Here is an 18,184-nt window from a genome sequence, read left to right on the forward strand (position 1 = left end):
CGTGGGGTCAGTTCAGGGGCGTAAGAGGAAGGCCGAAGAAGGTGTAGAAGTTGCTGGCGGCAGTGGTCTGCGAGAGGGTCGCCTGATCGGCAGCCAGCTGCGCCTGATAGGTGGCGACGGCGGCCTGCGCCGCTTCGAGGGGCGAGATCAGGCCCAGATCGCGCCGGGCCTCGGCGTCTTTCTGGTTCTGGCGGGCCAGGTTCACGGCCTGCTGCCTAAGCGCCAGATCACGCTGGGCCTGCTGATAGGCGATGTTCAGGCCCTGGAGTTGCAGGTCCGACTGGCGCTGCGCCGCTGCAAAGCCTGCCTGCGCCTGATCCAGCGCATTTTTGGCGAGGGCGGGCGCTTCGAGGTTCGCCAGTGACGCGTCGAAGCTGACCCCCAGCGTGAGCTGATCGGTTATACGGTTGGTGGGCGCAGTCGCCGGGCCGTACGAAAAGCTGGCGGTGGGGGCCACATTGCGCGAGTCGATTCCTATCGCCAGATTGGCAGCGGCGCTCGAGGAACTGCTCAGGCGGTGGCTGTAGCTGGCCTGAAGATTCGGCAGGCTGTTCCACCTGGCCTGCTCGTAGGCGATCTGGGCGCGGCGCACGGCGAACTGTGCCTGAGCCACTGCCACACTCTGCATGTTGGCGGGCACGCCGAGAGGAGTCACTGCCGGAATCTCGGGGCTACCGGTCAGGTCGCGCAGCGTGGCGTGGGCCAGCGCCGAGTTTTCCTGCGACTGCTGCACGGCGCTTTGCGCCTGGGCCAGTGTCAGCCTGGCCTGTTCCAGCTCGTTGTGGGTCGCGCCGCCGCCGTCAAAGCGGGTCTGAATGGCTTGCAGCGCCATCTGAGCCGCCTGCACGCTCTGCTGCGCCAGTCCCACGCTGCTGTCGGCCAGCTGGGCACGCAGCGCGGCCACCACAACCTGACCTTCCAGGTTCGCCAGCGCGGTCTGATACCCGGCCCGGGCCTGATCTACCGCGATCTGGGCCAGTTGCCGCCGGGCACCGACGTCGCCGTAATTAAACGGCGTGGCTCGCAGCGAGGCGTTCACGTTCTGGACGCTGCTGGGCAGCGGGGCGCAGTAGGTCGTGAATTGCAGCAGCTGATTGGTCGTGCATAGACCCGGCGTGTCGTCGCTGTTCAGGATACGGGTGGTGCTGGCTGAAATGGTTCCGGACACCGGGAAATCCGCGATTTTTTGCTGCGTCTGGGCCGCTTCGAGCGCCAGGCGGGCCTGCGTCAGGCTGGGGTAACTGGTGAGGCCAGTGATAAGCGCGGGCGACAGCGCCAGACTGCTGGCCGGGGTGCTGGTGGGGGCTACTCCCGGCGTGCTGGGCGTGGCCGCGCTCTGGGCCGAGGCGAAGCTAAAGCTCAGCAGCGCCGCCGTGAGGCCAAGTAGGGTTGTTCTGCGAGTATTCAAGGTGTGGGGGCCTCCTTGTTGCTGTTGCTTTGAAACGCCATTTCTTCGAGTGACGCCATCCAGAAATGGAACAGACGGGTACCCAGGGGCAGCAGCTGCGCCCGCTCTTCAGGCGTGAGCTGCTTGAGCAGGTCTTCCAGACGGTCGCGTGCGTTCCGGTCGGCGATCTGATAGGCCAGCTGGCCCTTCGTCGTCAGGCGAATCATGACCATGCGGCGGTCATGGGCGTCGGGCTGGCGCTCCATCAGGCCGTGAGTGACGAAGTTGTCGGTCAGGCGCGTGGCAGTGCTCAGCGGCACCCCGATAGCCTCGGCCACCGCCCGCATGTTCATGCTGCCTTCTTCATTCATCAGCCGCCGACTCAAACGGTAAAAGATTGGCAACCACTGAAAATACAGCTCAGGATCCTGAAGTTCGATGTTCGCCTCGTTAAATTGCCTGACCAGTTCGTTGCGCCATTTTGGGCGGAGCAGCAGAGACTGCAAACTGAGTTTGGTGCGTCCGAACTGGCTGATCAGCTCAATCAGATCGTCCAATGCCGGGTCAACCGGGCCTTCATGACTCTTGCTCATTCTATTCTCACCTCCTTTTATGCTTCCATCTAAAAAAGTTTTCACGGTGGAAATAAATCGCCAGAAGTTAACGCTCAGATGAAATGTGGCCTAGCATCCGGAGCTTTTGGGTGGGACGGGTGGCGTGCAGAAAGGGGCCTGCCGGAATTTGGCGCAGTCCGTATAGAACCGGAAGAACCTAGATTGGAATGTGGTAAAATATCAGCGGCTTTTGCATTGCTACTGCCCCCAGGAGACCCATCGTACGAAGGTAAAACCCAAATGCCCCGCCGCAGTGAATTTCTCCGGCCCGGATGCGTTGAAAGGCGCACGTCTGGTTTCACGCAGCCAGAGGAGCCGTAAGGCATCTGACCTCCTCAGCTAGGTGCACGACTGACCCGCTTTCCGGTGCTGCGGCCATAACGAACATCACCTGGGTAGCTGCTGCGCCCCCATGGTGGAGGACCCATGAACTACCTAATACGGATTCCGTCTGTCTCGTTGACCATCCGCAAGGACGCCGGAGTGCCCACTGTGCGCCCGGAACCCGCTTCTCTTGTGCTTGCTCTGCGGGGCAGCTCTACAAGTCCGCTCGGGTTAAACCGTTTTGGCAACCTTTCGACCAGGGTTCATAGAACATTAAGGAATTCACTGGCCGTGGTTCTGGCCCTGAGCGCTGGAACGGCCCTGGCGCAGAACACCATAAAAGTGGGCGTGCTGCTGCCCGCCTCGGGCGTGTACACCCAGCTGGGGCAAGAAGGCTGGAAGGGCTTTAGCCTGTACATGGACTCGGTTGGTCATAAAGTGGCGGGCAAGACCCTCCAGTTTGTGCGCGAAGACGAGGAAGCCGACCCCGGCGTGGCGCTGAAAAAAGCCAACAAGCTGATCAACCAGGACAAGGTGGACTTGCTGGCGGGCGTGGTTCTCACACCCAGTGCCTACGCCCTGGCTCCGGTGGTCGAAAAGGCGCAGGTGCCGCTAGTCGTGTTCAACGCGGCGGGCAATGCCCTGACCCGCGACAAGAAAAACCCCTACGTGTTCCGGGCGTCGGGCAGCGTGTGGCAGTACAATTCCTCGTTCGGCAAGTACGTGGCCGACAAGGTCAGCAAGAACACCTTTCTGATCGCCGCCGATTACGCCTTCGGCAAGGAGTCGCTGGCCGATTTTAAGAAGTCGTACACGGCGGCGGGCGGCAAGGTCGCGGGCGAGGTCTACAGTCCGCTGGGCAGCAGCGATTTCAGCTCCTACATGGCCCAGATTTCGGCGGCCAAGCCCGAGGCGGTTTACGGCGTGCTGGCAGGCAGTGACGCCGTGCTGTTCCTGAAGCAGTTCGCGCAGTTTGGCCTGAATAAGACGGTCAAGCTGACCGTGCTCGGCGACATGGTCGACGAAACTGTGCTCAGCGCAGTGGGCGACAGTACCGTGGGGGCCATCAGCGCCCTGCCCTGGGTACAGAACCTGCCCGTGCCGCAGAACAAGGTCTTTACTGACGCCTACACCAAAAAGTACGGCACTTTGCCCGGCTCCTATGCCGAGCGCGGCTGGGACATGGCCCGCGTACTGACCGAGGCCTTCAAGAAGACCGGGGGTAATGTAAGCAACAAGCCCGCGCTGCTGGCAGCTATTCGCGGCGTGAACTTCCAGTCGCCGCGCGGCACCTTCAGGTTCGACCCCGTGACCCAGAACGTGATCAACCCGGTGTACGTGCGCCAGGTCGCCAAAGGCCCCAAGGGCCTCTATAACAAGATGGTCGTTAAGCTCGGAGAATTTCAGGATCCTGGCAAATAAGTCTGGGCTGGCCTTGACCGGTCGGCGGAGCAGCGCGGTAAAGGGCCTGCTCCGCTTTTCATATGCTTTTTTTGACAGGCAGCTTTGATACATAGCGGGGGGGGGTGAACCGGCGTTGCAATTGATTATGTTTCAACTGGTGGGCAGTCTGGCTTTCGGGATGCTGCTGTTTTTGCTCTCGGCGGGTTTCTCGCTGATTTTTGGGGTGGCGCGGGTCGCTAATCTGGCACACGGGGCGTTTTATGTGCTGAGTGCCTACATCGGCTACTCGGTCACGCAGGCCAGCGGCAACTTCTGGCTGGGCGTACTGGTCGCCACCCTCTGCGGCGCGGCGCTGGGTATGGCTGCCGAACGGCTGCTGCTGTCGCGCCTGCACGGCCATGAGCTGCGGCAGGTGCTTGCCACGCTGGGGCTGACCTTCGTGATGTCGGACGCCATGCGCCACATCTGGGGGGCCGATATCAAGAGCGTGTCGCCGCCCAAGCCCTTCGGCGGCCCGGTGGCTATCGGCGGCATGATGATTCCCAGTTATCCGCTGGTCTTGATCGTGGTGGGCGTCCTGGTTCTTATCGTCATGCGCCTGATTCTGCGGAACACGCTGGCCGGGGCCAAGATTCGCGCCGTGACCGCCGATCAGCAGATGAGTGCCACGTTGGGGCTGCCAGTGGCGCAAATCTCGATGCTGACCTTCGCGGCGGGCATTGGACTGGGGGCCTTCGGCGGCGCGGTGGGCAGCCCGCAACTGGCGCTGACCCCCACGCTCGATTCGACCATGACCCTTTTTGCGCTGATCGTGGTGGTTATCGGTGGGCTGGGCAGCATCGAGGGCGCTTTCCTGGCCGCCATTCTGGTTGGGCTGGTCAAGGGCTTCGGCGAAACCTACTTTCCGGCCATCTCGCAAATCGTCATTTTCGCGCTGATGATTCTGGTTATCGCCGTGCGCCCACAGGGGCTGCTGGGCCGCCGTCTGGGGAATGCATGAGCAACGCTGCGCCGGCCACTACCGCAGGACTGGGTCATTCAGGAGAGGGCCGCCCACCGCTGCCCTACCCGGTGCTGCTGGCCCTGCTGGCTGCGGCCTTGATCGCGCCGCTGTTTATTCACGGTTACACGCTTTACCTCGCCACTGAAGCTCTGTGCTGGGCCATCGCCGCCGCCGCGCTCGACCTGCTGATCGGGTACGCGGGTCTCACGCCGCTGGGCCACATTGCCATGTGGGGGCTGGGCGGGTATACGGCGGCGGTGCTCACCAAGTTGGGGCTGCCGCTGCCGCTGGTGCTGGCGGCCTCGGCGGTGCTGGCAACGGCCTATTCCGCCCTAACCGCGCCGCTGGCTCTGCGGGCCGGGGGCATCTTCTTTCTGATGATTACGCTGGCCTTCTCGCAGATGCTTCAGGTGGTCGCTGAAAAATGGACTGCCGTGACGGGCGGCACCGACGGTCTGACCTTCAAGTCGGGCCTGAGCGATACGGCGCTGTATCTCGTAACGCTGGTCTGCGCTGCCCTGACGCTGTTTTTGCTCTCGCGCATCGTCAGGTCGCCGTATGGCCGCATTCTGGAAGCCGTTCGCCAGAACGAGCCTCGGGCGCGGGCGCTGGGCTACGCGGTTTTCGCTTACAAGTACGGCGCGGTGCTCATCGCCTCGGCGTTCATCGGGCTGGCGGGGGCGCTGGGGGCCATGCACCGCGGCATCGTGACGCCCAGCGACCTGTTCTGGTTGCAGAGCGCGGTTCTCCTGATTATGGTGCTGCTCGGCGGAGCGCGTTCGCTGTGGGGGCCAGTTATAGGGGCGCTGCTGTACACCAGCCTGCAAGCGGTGGTCAGTTCGCACACCGACTTGTGGGCCGGGTTCGTTGGCCTGATTCTGATGGCACTGGTGCTGACTGGGCGCGGCGGTTTGTGGTCGCTGCTGCACAGGAAGCAGACACCCAGGAAGCAGGCATGACGGCTCCTGTCAATGCGGCGCCACTGCCCGTGCGCCCTGGCATCGCGCTGGACATTGAGAATGTTACCCGGCGTTTCGGGGGTGTGGTGGCCCTCAAGGACGTGACCATTCACGTTCCGGCGGGCGGGCGGCACGCGGTCATCGGGCCGAACGGAGCGGGGAAGAGTACGCTCTTTCGCGTGACCAGCGGCGAGTATCCGCCCAGTGAGGGTCATGTGCTGCTCGACGGGCGCAACGTTGGCGGCATGTCGCCCAACCGGGTCGCCGCGTTGGGGCTGGCGCGGTCTTTCCAGACCAGTAGCCTGTTTACCGAGGACACCGTGCTGGAAAATGTGGTGCTGGCGGTGCTGGCCCACCAGTCAGGGCGGCGTGACTGGTGGCGTCCCCTCGCGGCTCAGACGCAAGCGGCCCGCGTCGCCCAGGCCGCGCTGGAACGCATGGGCCTAAGCGCCCAAGCCCATAGGCCCGCCGGGGCGCTTTCGCACGGTGAAAAGCGCCAGCTGGAACTGGCGATGGTGCTGGCCCAGGAACCCAGGTTGCTGATGCTCGACGAACCGCTGGCCGGGCTCTCGGCCCACGAGCGTGAGCACGTCATGGGGCTTATTTTGAACCTGCCGCGTGAACTGACCACGGTGCTTATCGAACACGACCTGGCTTTTTGCCTGGACTTCGCCGACCACCTGACCGTGCTGAGCAACGGTGAATTGCTGGCGACCGGCACGCCGGAGGAAATCCGCACCAATGCCGAGGTGCAGGCCGTGTATGTCGGTTCGGCCCTTGAGCGTCAGGGCCGCGTGGTCTCGCCCGAAAGTCTGGCTGCCGCGCCGGTGCTGCAGGTGAGTGACCTAAGGGCCGCCTACGGCAGCGCGGTGGCCCTCGGGGGCGTGTCGCTCGCCGTCCGTCCCGGCGAAGTGGTGGCGGTTCTCGGGCGCAACGGCATGGGCAAAACGACCCTGATGACCACCGTAATGGGCTGGCGCAAGCCCACCGGCGGCGCGGTGACGCTGGCGGGGCAGGACGTGACTGGGCTGCGGGCCTCGACCCTCGCGGCGCGGGGGCTGTCGCTGGTGCCACAGGGCCGCCGCATGATGGCCGAGCTGACCGTGGAGGAGGAACTGCGCCTGGCCCTGCGCCCCGGCAAGTGGACTCTCGCCCGCGTCTACGAGACCTTTCCGCGCCTTAAGGAACGTCAGCGCAGCCTAAGCACCACGCTGTCGGGCGGCGAACAGCAGATGGTAGCGATTGGCCGCGCCCTGCTACAAAACCCCAGGGTGCTGCTGCTCGACGAACCCACCGAGGGCCTTAGTCCCCTGATGGTCACGGTGGTGCGCGACGTGCTGCTGCAACTGCGCGAAAGCGGCGAGACGATCCTGCTGGCCGAGCAGAATCTCGATCTCGCGCTGGCGGTGGCCGACCGGGTGTACGTGCTTGACCACGGCAGCGTTTCCTTCGCGGGCGACGCGGCGCACCTGGCCGAGAACCGCGCCCTTGTTCAGGAACTGATGGGCGTGTAGCTTGACGGGGCTGATGACCGACCTTGCCCCGCTGCTGACGGCCACCGACCTGCGGCGGAGTGTCGAGGGTCGGCTTTTATTTGAGGGCCTGTCTTTTAGTCTCGCGCCGGGCCAGAGGCTCATGGTGGTGGGGCCATCGGGGTCGGGCAAAAGCCTGCTGCTGCGGCAACTCGCCGGACTCGACCCGCTGGAAAGCGGCTCCATCACCTTCCGGGGAACATCCCAGGAGGCGTGGGCGCTGCCCGCCTTCCGCGCTGGGGTCATGCTGCTGCCCCAGCGGGCGGCGCTGGGCGCGGGGGTGACGGTGCAGGAGGTACTGGCGCAGCCATTTAACCTGAAAGCCCACGCGGGCCGGACACTTGATGTGCCGCAGGCGCGGCAACTGGCACAGGCACTGGGGCGCGGCCCCGAGTTTCTGGCGCTCGACTCGGTCACGCTCTCGGGCGGCGAGGGGCAACTGGTGGCGCTGCTGCGGGCGCTGCTGCTCTCGCCCACAGTGCTGCTGCTCGACGAGGCGACCTCGGCCCTCGATCCCGACACCACCGCGCGCGCCGAGGCCGTGCTCAGCGAGTGGTGCGCGACGGGGGTGACGGCGTGAGCCTGCACATCGCGCTGTGGCAGGTCGCGGCCTCGGCGGCGCTGCTGCTGGTCAGCATTGGCCTGTCGTGGTGGTTGAAACTGGGTCTGGGGCGTGAAATCCTGGTCGCGGGCGTGCGGATGACGGTGCAGCTGCTGCTGGTCGGGCTGATTTTGGCGTGGGTTTTTGCCCTCAAGCAGCCGCTGCCGGTGGTCGCCATCGGGCTGGTCATGACTCTGCTGGCGGCTCAGGCTTCCTCGGCGCGGCCCAAATACCGGTACCGCTCTTTGTTTCTCGACAGTTTCGTGGCCATTTTCGGCAGCTCCTTCCTGCTAACCGGGCTGACCCTTAGCGCTGTACTGCGTATTCACCCCTGGTTCGAGCCGCAGTACGCCGTGCCGATTCTAGGGATGATCCTGGGCAACTCGGTCACCAGCGTGGCTCTGGGGGCCGAGCGATTTACTGCTGACCTGCACGCCCGCCGGGGTGAGGTCGAGGGGCAACTTTTGCTGGGCGCGACCCGCTGGGAGGCCGCGCACCCGCTGATGGCCACTGCCGTCAAGACCGGGATGCTGCCGACCCTGAACAGCATGACCGTGATGGGCATCGTGAGCCTGCCGGGCATGATGACCGGGCAGATTCTGGCTGGGGAAAGCCCGCAAAACGCCGTGCACTACCAGCTGGTGATGATGTTCGTGCTGGCCGCCAGTTCGGCGCTGGGCAGCCTGGGGGTGGTACTGCTGGCATACCACCGCCTGTTCGATAACCGCGACCGGCTACGCCTTGAACGGCTAGGGGCCGAGCGGCTACGAAAGCCTGCCTCTAGACCCGGCTGACGCTTTCTCGGTGCGCCGCCAGCGCACGTTCCATTCGCCGCGCGGGTCAGTGCGCCCCAGTCGGATCAGACGTCCGTCGGGCAGCCGCCAGATCTCGACTTCCTCGGGCCGCTTGAACAGTGTGCCGGGCTTGGTGTAACGGTCGAGGCGGCTGATGGGCCAGTCAGGCTCGCCAGGAAGCTCAGTCAGCGTACCTGTGTCTCCCTGAAGCGTGACTTTCATAACAGTATTATCACTATAAGTTTCAGCCCAGTGTTTGCTGAAGCTGACGGGGCGGCGGGCGTGGTTCCCACTGCAAAGCGCTGAAGAAAATGGTTCCGGCAGATTGATCGCCGGTCGCGCCTCCGGAGAAGCGCGGCGGGTATGGGTGTAGACCGGGTTTGGGTGCCGGTATAGTGGCCCGGTGAGCAGTGGTTCTGCAACCGACGCCCCCGCAAATGGCCGAGATTTCCCCGTCGCTATCCGCTCGCCCAACGACTGGTTGATTGTCTGGGTGCTGGTGGCCCTGCTGGTGGGCACCCTGGGACTGCTGCTGCCCGCCGCGCACCAGGGCCACCTGAGCCTGATAGACGCGCTGCTGCTGGCGACCAGCGCCGTGTGTACTACGGGCCTGAGCAGCGTGAATGTCGGTCAGGTGCTCACGCCTGCCGGGCAGCTGTGGCTGGCGGTGCTGATCGAGGTGGGAGCGCTGGCCCTGCTGGTGCTGATCTTACGTTTTGTCGGCTGGGGCAAGCAGGCCGCCGCCGCCGACTGAACCCCCGAGGCGCTCGGCTTGCCCGAAGGCCAGAATTTCCGGCATCTGCTGCTGCGGGTCGTGCTGCTGACGCTGGGAATTCAGTTCGCCGGGTTCCTGGTGCTGCTGCCCGACATGATACGGCTGACTGGGCCGCTTCAGGGGGCACGCTACGCCCTGCTTCACGCGGTCATGGCCTTCGGGAACGCCGGATTTGGCCTGTGGCCCGACGGGGTGGCCCGCCTCGCGCCGCTTTCGCTGCTGACGCTGATGCTGCTGGTGGTGCTGGGCAGCACCGGATTTATCGGGCTGGATGAACTCGACCGCTACTTTTACGGGCGTTTTCGCCGTCAGACCCCCTTGCCTGGTCTCTCGGCCCAGACGCGGGTGGGCCTGAAAGTCACGACCTGCTTGCTGGTGGGCGGCGCACTGCTGTTTGCCCTGCTGGAATGGCACCGCCCCGGTACGCTGGGGCCGCTGGACCCGCCGCATAAGCTGCTGCACGCCGCCTTTCAAACCACTGTGACGCGCTCGGCGGGGTTTTCTACGCTGGATTACGGCCACTTTTCTGCGCCAACGCTGCTGCTTATTATGAGCCTGATGTTCGTGGGCGGTAACCCCGGTTCGACGGCTGGCGGGATCAAGACCACCGTCCTCGCCGTGCTGCTCTCTGCCACGCGGGCCACCCTGCGCGGACAGCCGCAGGCCCAGCTGGAAGGCCGCGCCATTCCGGTTCGCACACTGATGCGGGCGCTAACAGTAGTCACACTGGCGCTGCTGGCCGTCGGTCTGGGCACGGGGGCACTTATGTTCACTGATCACCAGCACCGGCCCATCGTCTTGGCGTTCGAGGCCGTGAGCGCGTTTACCACTTCCGGTCTTAGTGTCAATCTGACCCCGGTGCTTTCCGACCACGGTAAACTGGTGCTGGTCGCGCTGATGTTCTTGGGCCGGGTAGGCTTCCTGTCCTTGCTCCTGGCCTTTCATACCACTCACGCCATAGTCGACGAACTTCCCGAGGAGCAGGCGTTCAACATAGACTAAGAGCAGTTCTCGGAAATGATGGGCAGGTCGGAAAAACACCGCCGCCCCCTTCATTCCACGTCCTGTTCTTCCTTTTTCACTCGTTGCACTCGGCAAAAAGATGGTCAAAAGAGCGCCGTCTTTTTGCAAAATCCTCTAAGAGGCTATCCGGTGCCGTAAAATCCCAAGCCACTCAGCATTGTCCGGATGGGTTTTAAGGCAGGCCAGGGCGACTGCGCGGCCCACTGCGCTTCTCCCGGCCAGCATTCTAGGTCAGTGCCCCCGGAAGTGCCCCAGCTGCGGCACGTTTGGCTTCCACGCGGGGCGCTCTACCACTTCACCGAACAGGTCGTACTCGTCGCTGTCCTCGATTCTGGCCCGCACGATGTCACCAATGTTGACCTGCCCAGCGAACTCACCTGCGAACAGGTAGACCTGCCCGTCGATGCCCGGCGCGTCGCCCTGGGTGCGCCCGATCAGGCGGGTGCCTTTTTCGTCGCCCTCGTCGTCGTTGAATTCGTCGATAATCACGTCCATTACGCGGCCCACTTTCTCGGCCAGCCGCTCGGTACTGATGCGCTGGGCCACTTCCATGAAGCGCTCCAGGCGCTCGGCCTTGACTTCTTCGGGCACCGCACCCGGCAGCGCGTTGGCGTCGGCTTCTTCCACGTCGCTGTACGGAAAAGCCCCCACGCGGTCAAGGCGGGCGTCTTCCAGAAACTGCAATAGCTCCTGAAAATCTTCTTCCGTCTCGCCCGGAAACCCCACGATAAAGGTGCTGCGAATGGTCAGCTCGGGGCAGATTTCGCGCCAGCGCTGAATGGTGGCGAGCTGTTTGCCCGCGCCGGGCCGCCGCATCAGCTTCAGGATTCTGGGGCTGGCGTGCTGAAGCGGCACGTCCAGGTAAGGCAAAATCTTGCCCTGCGCCATCAGTTCCACGATCTTCTCGACGTGCGGGTATGGGTAGACATAGTGCATCCTGACCCACGCGCCCATCTCGCCCAGCTTGACCGCCAGATCGGTGAGGTGCGCCCGCACCTGCCCTCCTTGAAATTCGCTTTCGCGGTAGCGCAGGTCCACGCCGTACGCGCTGGTGTCCTGGCTGATGATCATGAGTTCCTTGGTGCCGCCCGCGATCAGGCGGTAGGCCTCGTACAGCACGGCCCCGGCGTCACGCGATACCTGAAGGCCACGCAGCTTAGGAATAATGCAAAAGGCGCAGGTATGATTGCAGCCCTCGGCGATCTTGACATAGGCGTAGTGCCGGGGCGTCAGCCTGACCGTAGGAGCGAACACGTCGCCGTGGCGGGTCTCTTCACGGGCCGGGGCTAGGGCGTCAGCCCGCGTACCCGGCGCGGCCACCGGCAGCAGCCCCGTAAAGGCGTGTTGATCCAGCGGCAGCAGCTCACGCACGTGCCCCATAACGTCGTCTACCGCTTCGCTGCCCGTGATGGCGGCGACTTTGGGGTGACGTTCCATAATTTTCTCGGGGCGCTCGCCCAGACAACCCGTCACGATCACCTTGCCGCCGTGCTCCAGTGCCTCCCCAATGGCCGAGAGCGATTCCTCGACGGCGGGCGTAATAAAGCCGCAGGTATTCACGATCACGGCGTCGGCCCCCTCGTAGCTGGGCGCGACCTCGTAACCCTCGATTCGTAGCTGGGTCAGAATGCGTTCACTGTCTACCAGCGCCTTGGGGCAGCCCAGGCTGATAAAGCCCACTCTTTTTGGCTGGACCTGGCTTTGGCCCGGCGATTGTTCTACTACGGTCATGTTCTGTCCTCCACGCGCCACTCCACCAGACGCGGGGCGCACTTTGAACCAGTTTACAGGCCAGTGCGCCTGGGAGATAGGGGACGACGTACCAAAGCCTCAGCGCTGGGCCGGGGCTGGGGCCAAACCGGGGACACACTGGGACTGCACTGGAGCCGCACTGGGACTGGCCCAAGGGCGAGTGTTCGGGGATGTTGAACAACTTTCCTTTTCACCTCACCATTTTGCTTTACCTTGCAGCTGGCCCCGCGCAGGTACCGGGCGGGGCCGACCTCTTTCGGGGCGGGGTGAGATTCCCCACCGGCGGTGACTCCTATACGTGGGACAGCCCGTGAAGCCCGCGCAATTCCATGACGCGCAGGCCCGATCCGGTGAGATTCCGGAGCCGACGGTAAACTGGCGCACGCGGGACGTGGCAAGCAGGGTAGGGGTGTCCCTCCGGCTTCACCTTCAGCTCAGGCGTCACTAAGTCCGGATGGGAGAAAGGGGGCAACGCCCGGCTGACCACCCCGGTCGGCGGCGTCACCATATGCCGTATGAAACTGTGCTGGAGCGTCCACCAGACGATGTTCACTTGATGACCCTGGCCCTGGCCGAAGCTGCTCGGGGCCTGGGCCGCACCAGTCCCAACCCGCCCGTCGGCTGCGTGATCGTGCGTGACGGCGACGTGATAGGTCGGGGCTTTCACCCGGTGGCCGGAGCGCCGCACGCCGAGGTATTTGCGCTGCGGGAGGCGGGCGAACGGGCATGCGGGGCCACCGCCTACGTGACCCTGGAACCGTGCAGCCATTTTGGACGCACCCCGCCGTGTGCCGACGCCCTGATCGCTGCTGGAGTGGCCCGCGTGGTGGTGGCGGCGGGCGATCCCGACCCGCGTGTGAATGGGCGCGGGCTAGAAAAATTGCGGGCCGCCGGAATCAGAGTGATGACGGGTGTGCTGGAGGCCGAAGCCGTGAGGCAGCAAGCTGGGTTCCGTTCGCTGGTGCAGCGTGGGCGTCCCCACGTGATCTACAAGTACGCCATGACCCTTGACGGCAAAGTGGCTGCCAGCGGCGAGGCCAACGGCCCGGTCAGCAGCCCCGAGTCGCGTCGGCGTGTCATGCAGTGGCGCAACGAGGCCGATGCAGTGGCGGTAGGGCGCGGCACGGTTATCCTTGACGACCCGCAGCTGGGCACCCGTGAGGTCGGGGGAGGGCGCGACGCCCGCGCCGTGATCTTTGACCCCGAGGGCCGCGTTCCGGCCACAGCGCGGGCCTTGCGAGAAGGCAGCGTGCTGGTCGTGCGTCAGGGCACGCATTCCCCGCTGTTCGGCGACTCTCGCCTGACGGTGGTGGCGGCCACCTCACTTGGCGACGCTCTGGGGCAACTGGGTCAACTTGGGCTGGCGACCGTTCTGCTTGAAGGTGGGCCGACCCTTGCCAGCGCTTTTTTTGCCGAGCAGTTGATCGACGAAGTGCGCGTGTTTGTCGCGCCCAAGCTGCTGGGGGCGGGCCTGTCGCCGCTGCTTGCGCCGCTGCGCTCCATGCACGCCGCGCCGCACCTGACGGACGTAAACACCGAACTGGTTGGTAGCGACGTGTTGATCACGGGCCTGCTTACTGACTAGCCTACTTACTGACTAGGCACACCAAAGTTGATCTTTGAATTAACCGAGCGAAGCAAGAATCGTCAGTACGTTGTACGTAACATCACAAGCTTTCGGAACAGCGCCGAAACCTCTCTATTCTCAAGACAACGTACTTAATTTAAGGCACTGAAGAGCGGAATAAATGAAGGAGTTCACATGTTTACTGGAATCATCGAACAGACGGGGCGCGTGACTAGCGCCGCCGAAACAAATGGCAATCTGAGCGTCACCATTGCTCCCGCGCAAATGTGGACCAACCTCGAACTCGGCGAGTCTATCGCCTGTGGCGGCGCCTGCCTGACCGTCAGCGGCTGGGACGCTCACGGCTTCAGGGTGGAGCTTTCCCGCGAAACCCTCGCCAAAACGGCGCCGCACTGGGAAACTGGAAAGCGGATCAACCTCGAACGCGCCATGACTGCCGACAAACGCTTCGGCGGGCATATGGTCAGCGGGCATGTGGACGGCGTCGGTGAGCTTCTGGAGGTGCGCGAGGAACCCGGCGCGTACACCATGCGGGTGCGTGCGCCCAGGGGCCTTGCCAGGTATCTGACTCCTAAAGGCAGCATTACGGTAGATGGTGTGAGCCTGACGCTGGTGGATGTGGGCGGCCCGGCGGGCAGCCGTCCGGAGTGGCCCGTGGACGAATTTACGCTGTGGTTGGTGCCGCACACGCTAGAAGTCACCACGCTGGGCGAGTGGCAGGCGGGAACGCGAGTCAATCTGGAAGCCGATCAGGTGGCGAAATATGTCGAGCGGCTGCTGGCTGTGCGGGAGCTGACCAGGGCCGAACTCGGCGGGCGCGGGCTGGAGGCTCAGGCATGACCGGCGTTCTTTCGACCATTTCCGAACTGCTTGAAGAACTCCGCGCCGGACGCCCGGTCATTTTGGTAGACGACGAAAACCGCGAAAACGAGGGCGACTTGCTGATGCCCGCCGCCACCGCCACGCCGCAGTGGGTCAACTTTATGGCGCGGGAGGGGCGCGGGCTGATCTGCGTGACGCTGATGCCGGAGCGGGCCGAGCGTCTGGCGCTGACGCCGATGGTGGGAAACAGCACCGACCCCAACGGCACGGCCTTTACCGTCAGTGTGGACCACCGCACCAACACCACCGGCATCAGCGCCTTCGACCGCGCCGCGACCATTGCCGCGCTGCTAGACGACACCGCCGTGCCCGCCGATTTCCGCCGCCCTGGTCACATTTTTCCGCTGGTGGCCCGGCCCGGTGGCGTGCTGCGCCGCGCCGGACACACCGAAGCCGGGTGCGACCTTGCGCGGCTGGCCGGTTTTGCGCCGGTGGGCGTGATCTGCGAAATCATGGGAGACGACGGCGAGATGTCGCGTCTGCCCGACCTGCTGACCTTCGGGCAAAATCACGGGCTGAAGGTCGGCAGCATCGAGGCCCTGATCGCTTACCGTCTTCAGCATGACCCCTTTATGCAGCAGGTGGCCGAGGCAAACCTGCCAACCCGCTCTGGCGATTTCTGTATCGTTGGGTTTCAGGACTCGCTAAGCGGCGCCGAGCATGTGGCGCTGGTCATGGGCGAAATCACGCCGGAGCCGCTGCTGGTGCGCGTTCACAGCGAGTGCCTGACCGGGGACGCGTTTCACTCGCTCAAGTGCGACTGCGGCCCACAGCTCGACGCGGCGATGGAACAGATCGCCGCCGAGGGGCGCGGGGCCGTGATCTACCTGCGGCAGGAGGGCCGGGGCATCGGCCTGCTCAATAAAATTCGTGCGTATGCGCTGCAAGACGGCGGGGCCGACACGGTAGACGCCAACCTGCAACTGGGCCTGCCCGCCGACGCCCGCGACTACGGTATCGGGGCGCAGATGCTGCACCTGCTGGGCGCCCGGCAACTGCGCGTGATGACCAATAATCCCCTCAAACTGCACTCGCTCTCGGGTTTTGGGCTGGAAGTCGTCGAGCGCGTTCCGCTGCATGTGGGCGAGGGCCAGCACAACACCGAATACCTGAAAACGAAACGGGAGCGGATGGGGCACCTGGGCTAAATGCCCTTGCTGTCGTCAGTTGCATCATCTCACAGACCTTTTTGACACCTAGAGCAGTTCTCCGAATGATGGGCATGTCGGAAAAACACCGCCGCCCCCTTTATTCTCCGTCCTGCTCTTTCTTTTCCACTCGTTCCATTCGGCAAAAAGATGCTCAAAAGAGCACCATCTTTTTGCAAAATGCTCTAAGTACAGGAGAACGCCATGCAAAAAATCGAAGCCAACCTGCTTGCCCATGACCTTAAATTCGCCGTCGTCTCGACCCGCTGGAACCACCTGATCGTGGACCGGCTGGTAGAAGGCGCGGAACTGGCCTTTGTGCAGCACGGCGGCAAAACCGAACATCTTGATCACTACCTCGTGCCCGGTTCCTACGAGGTGCCGCTGGTGGCCCGTAAGCTGGCCGAGTCGGGCAAATACGACGCGGTGGTCTGCCTGGGGGCTGTCATCAAGGGCGATACCGACCACTACGACTTCGTGGCAGGCGGCGTGGCGAGCGGCATCCTGAACACTTCGCTACACACGGGCGTGCCGGTCGCGTTCGGCGTGCTGACCACCGACACTGTCGAGCAAGCACTTAACCGCGCCGGAATCAAGGCCGGGAACAAGGGCGGCGAGGCGGTGCTGGCGATGATCGAAACGGCCAACCTCTTGCGGCAGATCGGCTGATCCCCCCGTATAGACTGGTATTAATAGACGGGGTGGCTAGGCACCAGCCAGTGCACACAGGATACTGCCTGGTATGAAACGACCCCTTCCTGCGCTGCTTGGTTTGACTCTGCTTTTGGCGGGCTGTGGCCAGCAGGCTTCTGAGGCCACGCCGACCATTTCCGGCACCACCAGCCCTGGCCCTGGGGTCGGCACAATCGTCAACGGCGGTGCGGGAACAGGAGGCACCACCGCGCCCACCACCAACACCTCGGCCAACGAAATTCCCCCTGTTCCCCGTGTCGTCTCGGCGACGCCCGATTGCACGCAACCGACGATTGCCGGGGAGATCGCCAGGACTGTCGGCCCGAATCTACAAGACCGTGGCACACTATTGCCCGCTCAGGTGTTGCCGGGCCGTGTGCAGGCGCAGGGCGTTACTGTCAAGCCTAATTCGGTCACCGACTTGCTTTACCAGTCCAAGCAGATCCTCAACGAGCTGTATTTCGGGTACAGCGCCGTAGACCTCAATGGGCTGCATGAGGCTGCCTACCAGTCATTCAAGACTACGTTTCCCAGTGCCCTTAACAGTTACCCGGTTACCGACGCGGTTGATCCCCTGATGGCCAGGTATATCGGCGGGGTAAAGGACGACCATACCTATTACCTTGACGCGGCACACATGGCGAATTTCAACGGCGCGACCACGAATGCCGCGCAGCCTGCTCCGCGCTTCGGGTTTGTGATGGTCGCTCCTACGACCACTGAAGGCGTCCTGATCACCGATGTACAGGCTGGTGGACCAGCTTTTGTCGCTGGGCTGCGCCGGGGTGATGTGGTGCTGGGTGTAGACGGGCAGAACCTGAAACGCACGGTGCAGCCGGGTCACAGTGCTGATGGTAGCGTGGACGATTCCCAGCAGGACGCCCTTTACAGCAGGTTATTCTCGGCAGCGGCCCTCAAGCAGACCGGCATTCCTTTTCTGGTTCGGCGCGGCAGCGAAACCCGCACGGTTACGGTGACTGCGGCGATTCTCGGCGGCACCGAACTTCCCTGGGGTGAAGTGCGCCAGGACGCGAACGGTAAGGCGTACTACTACTTGCGTATACCGTCTTTTGAAGGGAAGGGCATTGCCGACCAGGTTCACCGGCTGGTTGCTCAGGCCAGTGCTCAGAATGTCGGTGGGATTGTGGTAGACCTGCGCGACAACGGCGGGGGGATGGTTCGGGAGTACGTCGGAGCTGTCGGCGCTTTTGCGCCTGCCACCGCTGGCGAATCGATTCATTACCTGGACGCCTCGCAGACAACCATCAGTTACGTCAACGGTAGGGTGCAGTACGCGACAAATTGTAGCAACACCCCGCAGACCGCTCTGATAGTCAGTGCTCCGTCGCGCTGGTCTGGAAAGGTCGCGGTGCTGCTTGACCAGGGCAGCGCCAGCGCCAGCGAAATGTTCAGCCAGAACATCCGGCAGGGCGGCCATAGCATCCTGATTGGTGAGGAGAGCTATGGCGTGGGCAACACCAGCACCTTTGTTCTGCCCCTGCCAGTCAGCCGTGGCCTAAGTGTGACTGCTGGGCGAGTCTACGTGGGCAGCGTGGCCGCGACGGAGACTGTGAAGCCTGACATCAGGGTCGCCAACGATACCGAAGCTCTGGCCGTCACCGGGAATGACACCGCGCTGGCTCAGGCCTTTCAAAGCCTATCTGGACAGCCGTGAGGCTCGTGGGGCGAGTTTCCGCCAAATGAT

General features: G+C 63.7%; 17 protein-coding genes. 13 read left to right on the forward strand and 4 right to left on the reverse strand.

Annotated features, from left to right (window positions below; translation table 11 throughout):
* Window positions 1–7: 7 nt before the first annotated feature.
* On the reverse strand, window positions 8–1,408 hold the full coding sequence (locus QZ269_RS02980; protein ID WP_291424159.1) for a TolC family protein: 1,401 nt from the start codon (window positions 1,406–1,408) through the stop codon (window positions 8–10).
* Entirely contained in the window at window positions 1,405–1,980 is a 576-nt protein-coding gene (locus tag QZ269_RS02985) for a MarR family transcriptional regulator (RefSeq protein WP_291424161.1), read from the reverse strand. The genes QZ269_RS02980 and QZ269_RS02985 overlap by 4 nt, the downstream gene beginning before the upstream one ends.
* Window positions 1,981–2,427: 447 nt before the next feature.
* On the opposite strand from QZ269_RS02985, the gene QZ269_RS02990 reads away from it, so the two are divergent.
* The 6 genes from QZ269_RS02990 (at window position 2,428) to fetB (ending at window position 8,618) form a co-directional block, all read left to right on the forward strand.
* Entirely contained in the window at window positions 2,428–3,747 is a 1,320-nt protein-coding gene (locus tag QZ269_RS02990; RefSeq protein WP_291424163.1) for an ABC transporter substrate-binding protein, read from the forward strand.
* Between the two features lie 127 nt (window positions 3,748–3,874).
* Window positions 3,875–4,729 (forward strand): branched-chain amino acid ABC transporter permease, encoded by an 855-nt coding sequence (locus tag QZ269_RS02995; protein WP_291424165.1) that lies wholly within the window; start codon window positions 3,875–3,877, stop codon window positions 4,727–4,729.
* Window positions 4,726–5,691: a branched-chain amino acid ABC transporter permease gene (locus tag QZ269_RS03000; RefSeq protein ID WP_291424167.1), complete on the forward strand. Its 966-nt coding sequence runs from the start codon at window positions 4,726–4,728 to the stop codon at window positions 5,689–5,691. The genes QZ269_RS02995 and QZ269_RS03000 overlap by 4 nt, the downstream gene beginning before the upstream one ends.
* Complete coding sequence (locus QZ269_RS03005) at window positions 5,688–7,205, forward strand: ATP-binding cassette domain-containing protein (protein WP_291424169.1); 1,518 nt, start codon at window positions 5,688–5,690, stop codon at window positions 7,203–7,205. The genes QZ269_RS03000 and QZ269_RS03005 overlap by 4 nt, the downstream gene beginning before the upstream one ends.
* A gap of 13 nt (window positions 7,206–7,218) precedes the next feature.
* Window positions 7,219–7,803 carry an ATP-binding cassette domain-containing protein gene (locus QZ269_RS03010; RefSeq protein WP_291424172.1) on the forward strand — a complete coding sequence of 195 codons (585 nt, stop codon included), beginning with the start codon at window positions 7,219–7,221 and terminating at the stop codon, window positions 7,801–7,803.
* A complete protein-coding gene (gene fetB, locus QZ269_RS03015; protein ID WP_291424174.1) occupies window positions 7,800–8,618 on the forward strand; it encodes an iron export ABC transporter permease subunit FetB in 819 nt (272 codons plus the stop codon). Before QZ269_RS03010 ends, fetB begins: the two co-directional genes overlap by 4 nt.
* Here fetB and QZ269_RS03020 read toward each other — a convergent pair.
* Window positions 8,589–8,840: a hypothetical protein gene (locus tag QZ269_RS03020; RefSeq protein ID WP_291424176.1), complete on the reverse strand. Its 252-nt coding sequence runs from the start codon at window positions 8,838–8,840 to the stop codon at window positions 8,589–8,591. The genes fetB and QZ269_RS03020 overlap by 30 nt on opposite strands.
* A gap of 181 nt (window positions 8,841–9,021) precedes the next feature.
* Between QZ269_RS03020 and QZ269_RS03025 the strand changes: the two genes are divergently transcribed.
* Together QZ269_RS03025 and QZ269_RS03030 are read left to right on the forward strand one after the other, a co-directional pair.
* Window positions 9,022–9,372, forward strand: a complete 351-nt coding sequence (locus QZ269_RS03025; RefSeq protein WP_291424177.1) for a potassium transporter TrkG — start codon at window positions 9,022–9,024, stop codon at window positions 9,370–9,372.
* An 18-nt stretch (window positions 9,373–9,390) separates the two neighbouring features.
* A complete protein-coding gene (locus QZ269_RS03030; protein ID WP_291424179.1) occupies window positions 9,391–10,395 on the forward strand; it encodes a potassium transporter TrkG in 1,005 nt (334 codons plus the stop codon).
* Between the two features lie 252 nt (window positions 10,396–10,647).
* Here the strand turns inward: QZ269_RS03030 and rimO are convergent, their stop codons facing one another.
* Window positions 10,648–12,147 carry a 30S ribosomal protein S12 methylthiotransferase RimO gene (rimO, locus tag QZ269_RS03035; protein ID WP_291424181.1) on the reverse strand — a complete coding sequence of 500 codons (1,500 nt, stop codon included), beginning with the start codon at window positions 12,145–12,147 and terminating at the stop codon, window positions 10,648–10,650.
* Between the two features lie 529 nt (window positions 12,148–12,676).
* Here rimO and ribD point away from each other — a divergent pair.
* From ribD to QZ269_RS03060, 5 genes are all read left to right on the forward strand, one after another.
* Window positions 12,677–13,753 carry a bifunctional diaminohydroxyphosphoribosylaminopyrimidine deaminase/5-amino-6-(5-phosphoribosylamino)uracil reductase RibD gene (gene ribD / locus QZ269_RS03040; RefSeq protein WP_291424183.1) on the forward strand — a complete coding sequence of 359 codons (1,077 nt, stop codon included), beginning with the start codon at window positions 12,677–12,679 and terminating at the stop codon, window positions 13,751–13,753.
* A gap of 177 nt (window positions 13,754–13,930) precedes the next feature.
* Window positions 13,931–14,596 carry a riboflavin synthase gene (locus QZ269_RS03045; protein ID WP_291424185.1) on the forward strand — a complete coding sequence of 222 codons (666 nt, stop codon included), beginning with the start codon at window positions 13,931–13,933 and terminating at the stop codon, window positions 14,594–14,596.
* The gene (locus QZ269_RS03050; protein ID WP_291424186.1) at window positions 14,593–15,786 is read left to right on the forward strand and encodes a bifunctional 3,4-dihydroxy-2-butanone-4-phosphate synthase/GTP cyclohydrolase II; all 1,194 of its coding nucleotides are present in this window, start codon (window positions 14,593–14,595) and stop codon (window positions 15,784–15,786) included. The genes QZ269_RS03045 and QZ269_RS03050 overlap by 4 nt, the downstream gene beginning before the upstream one ends.
* Before the next feature lie 204 nt (window positions 15,787–15,990).
* Window positions 15,991–16,455 carry a 6,7-dimethyl-8-ribityllumazine synthase gene (gene ribH, locus QZ269_RS03055; protein ID WP_291424188.1) on the forward strand — a complete coding sequence of 155 codons (465 nt, stop codon included), beginning with the start codon at window positions 15,991–15,993 and terminating at the stop codon, window positions 16,453–16,455.
* Window positions 16,456–16,528: 73 nt separating this feature from the next.
* Window positions 16,529–18,154, forward strand: coding sequence for a S41 family peptidase (locus QZ269_RS03060; RefSeq protein ID WP_291424190.1), 1,626 nt, complete (start codon window positions 16,529–16,531; stop codon window positions 18,152–18,154).
* Window positions 18,155–18,184 lie beyond the last annotated feature (30 nt).

The sequence above is a fragment of the Deinococcus sp. genome (genome assembly GCF_018260405.1).
Taxonomy (GTDB): Bacteria; Deinococcota; Deinococci; order Deinococcales; family Deinococcaceae; genus Deinococcus.

Bases quoted from the DNA above. Each gene is read 5' to 3' on its own strand.
- QZ269_RS02995 (WP_291424165.1), top strand. From the start codon at position 3,875: ATGTTTCAACTGGTGGGCAGTCTGGCTTTCGGGATGCTGCTGTTTTTG.
- QZ269_RS02985 (WP_291424161.1), bottom strand. From the start codon at position 1,980: ATGAGCAAGAGTCATGAAGGCCCGGTTGACCCGGCATTGGACGATCTG.
- QZ269_RS03005 (WP_291424169.1), top strand. From the start codon at position 5,688: ATGACGGCTCCTGTCAATGCGGCGCCACTGCCCGTGCGCCCTGGCATC.
- QZ269_RS03050 (WP_291424186.1), top strand. From the start codon at position 14,593: ATGACCGGCGTTCTTTCGACCATTTCCGAACTGCTTGAAGAACTCCGC.
- ribD (WP_291424183.1), top strand. From the start codon at position 12,677: ATGCCGTATGAAACTGTGCTGGAGCGTCCACCAGACGATGTTCACTTG.
- ribH (WP_291424188.1), top strand. From the start codon at position 15,991: ATGCAAAAAATCGAAGCCAACCTGCTTGCCCATGACCTTAAATTCGCC.
- QZ269_RS02990 (WP_291424163.1), top strand. From the start codon at position 2,428: ATGAACTACCTAATACGGATTCCGTCTGTCTCGTTGACCATCCGCAAG.
- QZ269_RS03045 (WP_291424185.1), top strand. From the start codon at position 13,931: ATGTTTACTGGAATCATCGAACAGACGGGGCGCGTGACTAGCGCCGCC.
- QZ269_RS03020 (WP_291424176.1), bottom strand. From the start codon at position 8,840: ATGAAAGTCACGCTTCAGGGAGACACAGGTACGCTGACTGAGCTTCCT.
- QZ269_RS03000 (WP_291424167.1), top strand. From the start codon at position 4,726: ATGAGCAACGCTGCGCCGGCCACTACCGCAGGACTGGGTCATTCAGGA.
- rimO (WP_291424181.1), bottom strand. From the start codon at position 12,147: ATGACCGTAGTAGAACAATCGCCGGGCCAAAGCCAGGTCCAGCCAAAA.
- QZ269_RS03060 (WP_291424190.1), top strand. From the start codon at position 16,529: ATGAAACGACCCCTTCCTGCGCTGCTTGGTTTGACTCTGCTTTTGGCG.
- QZ269_RS03010 (WP_291424172.1), top strand. From the start codon at position 7,219: ATGACCGACCTTGCCCCGCTGCTGACGGCCACCGACCTGCGGCGGAGT.